Genomic DNA, 4,043 nt, shown 5'->3' with positions numbered 1-4,043 from the left:
AGCCGCTGCGTGGCCCCGCGATGTCGAAAACCCACGCATGAACCCCCGATCTGTGCCCGATCTGTGCCCAAAGCGGCGCTTGCGCGGCCGCTTCCTACCCGCCAGACTCGCAAAAAAGGGCGGTTGAACTTCCTATACCCGGCCGGCTGAACTACGCCGACACCGACGACCATCGCGACCGCCTGGCGAACGCGCGCTTCATCGAAGGCAACGCCGGCTTCGCCTGGCGGCCGTGGGATAGCGCGCGCTGGGAAATGTTCGGCCGCTACACCTACCTGTACGACCTCTCCAGCCTGGGCCAGCGCGAGCAGGACTACGACCAGAAAACCCAGGTGCTGTCGGTGGAAGGCGTCTACCGCCACGACCAGCATTGGGAAGTGGCCGGCAAGCTCGCCCGGCGCGAGGGCGAGGTGCGCTACGGACGCGGCAGCGGGCCGTGGTTCGACTCGGCCACCGACTTCGCCGCGCTACAGCTGCGCTACGAGGCGGTCTACGCCTGGCACGCGCTGGCCGAATACCGCTGGCTGGACGTGCAGGCCGGCGGCACGCGGCAGGGCTAGCTGGTCGGACTGGACCGCGACATCGGCAAGAACTTCCGCATCGGCGCCGGCTACAACTTCACCGAGTTCAGCGACGACCTGACCGACTTCGACTACGACCACGAGGGCTGGTTCCTCAACATGGTCGGGATGTACTGAGGGTGCCGGTCCACGCAAGACCGTCGACGTTCAGCCGTCCACGGTCTCCTCGCCGCCATGCTTGGACAGCTCTTCGGCCCGGCGCTCATCCAGGTGGCGCTGCAGGCGGGCCACGTCTTCGGGCGACCAGTCGTCGATGCCGGTGACTTCCAGCCAGGCGTTGATGTAGTGCGATGGCGCGTAGACGTGGCCGAAACCCATTGGTGCGCTCATCGACAGCGAAGTATCCATTGCCATCTGCATCATCGTCACGACCGGATACCAGCGCATCGCCGGGGATACGTCCGGCGGGCGCGGGGCATCGAGCAGTTCCGGTGCGCGGAAGAAGCCGTGACGGTCGAAGAACGTCACCGCGTCGCTGCCGTACTGCAGGTAGACCACGCGCATCGGGCCCCACGGCGTGCCGGGCGGGGTGGAGCTGCCGTCCTGGTTCATGAAGCGGACGAACGAGCCGTCCTGGAACTGCGGCAGCCACACCGGCGAACCGGGATTGCGCGAGCGGGTCAGCTCGGCCCACTTGCTGGCGGCGAACGGAGGTCCGCTCCAGACCGCGCCATCGAATGGTTCGCCGAGCAGCTCGAACATCTCGAACGAGCGTTCCGAATTGAGCGCGCCCAGGCTCAGGCCGTGCAGGTACAGCTTCGGCCGCCGCTCGGGCGGCAGCGTGCGCCAGTAGCCGTAGACCTCGCGGAACAGTGCGCGCGCGGTGACCCCGCCTGTGTCCGGATCCAGGAACAGCGTCAGCGGACTGGACAGGTACGAGTACTGCACCGCGACGCTGGCCACATCGCCGCGGTAGAGATATTCGATGCTGTCGATGCCGGACGGGTCGACCCAACCGGTGCCGGTCGGAGTGATGATGATCAGCGCCTTGCGCTCGAAGCCGCCGACGCGCTTGAGTTCTTCCAGCGCCAGCTGGGCGCGCTCTTCGGGCGTGTCGCCGGTGGGCAGGCCCGCGTACACGCGCAGCGGCGCCTTGGCGCCGGGACCGGCGTAGGCGGCGAGTTCGTCGGCGGTGGGGCGGGCATCGACGTAGCGCCGGCCCATGTACCCGAGCTGGTTCCAGGCCACTAGCGACTGCGCGCTGCCGGGGCTGTCCCATTCGGTCGGCGGCGGCATGTCGGGCGGGATCAGTGCATCGGCCTGGCGATAGGAGGCGTCCAGGGTGTCCAGCAACGAGGACAGGATCACGCCGTTGACCAGGCCCACCAGCAGCAGCACGCCGGCGATCGCACCGACCACGTGCGCGATCCGTCGCGGCACCTTGTGGGTGACCAGGCGCATCACCGCCTTGATGATCATCAGCGCGATGCGGCCCAGCACGACCAGCAGCAGCGCCACGACCGCCGCACCCGCGAGTACGCCCAGGATGCGCGATGGACCGGCGGGAGCCAGGTGCATCAGTTCGCGGACGATGTTTTCCCAATGCTGGCTGCGCCAAAGCGCGAGCGCGGCGATGACCGCGCAGGCGACGACCGCGATACGGCGGCGACGCGGCTGTCCCGCCGGCCCGGGGAGCGGCAGCTCCAGGTATCCCCACAGCCAGCGCAGCAGCACGCCCAGGCCGTAGCCGGCGGCCAGGCACATGCCCGACAGCACCGCCTGCGCGACCGTGATCCGTGGCGTGAGGCTGGGCGTGAGCGAGGCGGCGAAGAACAACGTCCCCAGCACGAGCCCGGTATTGCCAAGGCGCGCCAGCAGCGAACGCCGGAGCCGGGTGAACCAGCCATCGGATGTAGTACCGGAAGCGAGTGCAGCGTCGTCGTCCTGTCGCATCAAGTATCCCCTGCGAGTGGTCCCCTTGGGCCAATGTACCGGACACGGATAGGCGTTTTAACCGCATGAGGCCAAGTATCGCACCGCGGAAGCGCCATCAAGCCGGCTGAGACACTCGATTTTCCCGCCCAGGTGTCAGGTTCACCACCAGGGTTTGGCGTTCAGGAGAGTGATTTGCGGCGCTCGGCGTGTACCGGGCGCAGAGCCAGTTCGCGGCAAGTCAAAATCGCCGCTTTGTTCATTCACCAACTGATGCGCTGATCGACCTCAAAGTCCGGTGCCGGTTGCGCCGCTAGGTCCCAGTCTGCTGGCTCGGTTTGCGCCCCGTCATCCATCTGCGCATCACTACAGTCATCCCACAGCGGTGGCCCGCGCGCCGGGGAGATGCGGGGTGGCTCTGAATCTGCCCCGATGTGGTCCAGGATGTGCCGGATGTCAGCGCTGTGCGTAATGAACGCGATGATGCGCATATGCCCGCCACACAGCGGACACAAGAGGGGGAACACCTCGTAGATGCGGGCGATCAGCACCGCCCACAGGTAGTGCGCTGCACGCTTGGGCAGCACCGGCTCGCTCTGGGATGGCAGCGCGCTGCTCATCGGTACCACACCAGGCGCGCACTCCCCCGTGCTGATCGACGCGCCCAGCACGGGAGCGGCTCGCGCCGGTGTCGCCAGCGCCGTCACCGCAGCCCTGAGCGGCGAGTTGGGTGCCAACACGCCAAAATAGCGGTGCCGGTGGGTGCGTGGCGGGGGAACCAGCGCGGCAATGCGGTCGATCAGCTCCAGCGGTGTGAGGTGCAGCTCATAAAGGCCGATATGAACCGGCCGGGGCGGGCGCAAGCCTGAGCAGCCATTCCCTGCACCGGAGTGTTTCGTGCCGCGCCTCGCCGCGACCGTGTCGCAGCTGCAGGATGCCGTGGCGCACGCAACGTCGCCGGCAGCGCATCTGCCCACGGCTCGCTATGCGCCTCACCGTCCCGAGCGCACGCTGCTGTATTCGCTGGTGCAGGCGCATTGGCCGGACTTTCTCGCGCGCCGTGAGGTAGAAGACCGCCCGCTGCCCGAGTATGTGCGCGAGGCGTTCGAGACCTACCTGCGCTGCGGCGTGCTCGAGCACGGCTTCCTGCGCGTGGTCTGCGAGCACTGTCGTGCCGAGAGGCTAGTGGCGTATTCCTGCAAGAAGCGCGGGTTCTGCCCGAGTTGCGGCGCGCGACGCATGGCCGAGTCGGCGCGGCACCTGGTCGAGGAGGTGTTCGGCCCGCGGCCTGTGCGGCAATGGGTGCTGAGCTTTCCGTACCCCTTGCGTTTCCTGTTCGCCAGCAAGCCAGAAGCCATTGGCCCGGTGCTGGGCATCGTGCAGCGCGTGATCGCCGGCTGGTTGGCCGATCAAGCCGGCATCGACCGCGCCAGCGCCCAGTGCGGTGCGGTGACCCTGATCCAGCGCTTCGGCAGCGCGCTGAACCTGAATGTTCACTTCCACATGCTGTGGCTCGACGGCGTGTACGACGCGAACGTCGAGCCGCCGCCGCCCCACCCCCCCCAGCCCCCCGCCCCCCCCACAGCGCCA

Annotated in this window: 3 protein-coding genes and 1 pseudogene; 2 read left to right on the top strand and 2 right to left on the bottom strand. The window is 67.8% G+C overall.

Annotation, left to right across the window (positions count from 1 at the left end; genetic code table 11):
• Nucleotides 1-254: 254 nt before the first annotated feature.
• Nucleotides 255-560 (top strand): hypothetical protein, encoded by a 306-nt coding sequence (locus ACVOMB_RS20750; RefSeq protein WP_481532895.1) that lies wholly within the window; start codon nucleotides 255-257, stop codon nucleotides 558-560.
• Between the two features lie 168 nt (nucleotides 561-728).
• Here the strand turns inward: ACVOMB_RS20750 and ACVOMB_RS20745 are convergent, their stop codons facing one another.
• Together ACVOMB_RS20745 and ACVOMB_RS20740 are read right to left on the bottom strand one after the other, a co-directional pair.
• On the bottom strand, nucleotides 729-2,474 hold the full coding sequence (locus ACVOMB_RS20745; RefSeq protein WP_481532894.1) for an alpha/beta hydrolase: 1,746 nt from the start codon (nucleotides 2,472-2,474) through the stop codon (nucleotides 729-731).
• Nucleotides 2,475-2,716: 242 nt separating this feature from the next.
• Nucleotides 2,717-3,280 (bottom strand): annotated as a pseudogene (locus ACVOMB_RS20740) (transposase); the annotation flags it as partial.
• A 70-nt stretch (nucleotides 3,281-3,350) separates the two neighbouring features.
• On the opposite strand from ACVOMB_RS20740, the gene ACVOMB_RS20735 reads away from it, so the two are divergent.
• On the top strand, nucleotides 3,351-4,043 hold a 693-nt coding region (locus ACVOMB_RS20735; protein WP_481532893.1), incomplete at its 3' end, for a transposase zinc-binding domain-containing protein.

The organism is Stenotrophomonas sp. STEN018, from assembly GCF_056760235.1.
This window is presented reverse-complemented; position numbering and strand designations above follow the sequence as displayed.

Bases quoted from the DNA above. Each gene is read 5' to 3' on its own strand.
- ACVOMB_RS20745 (WP_481532894.1), bottom strand. From the start codon at position 2,474: ATGCGACAGGACGACGACGCTGCACTCGCTTCCGGTACTACATCCGAT.
- ACVOMB_RS20750 (WP_481532895.1), top strand. From the start codon at position 255: ATGTTCGGCCGCTACACCTACCTGTACGACCTCTCCAGCCTGGGCCAG.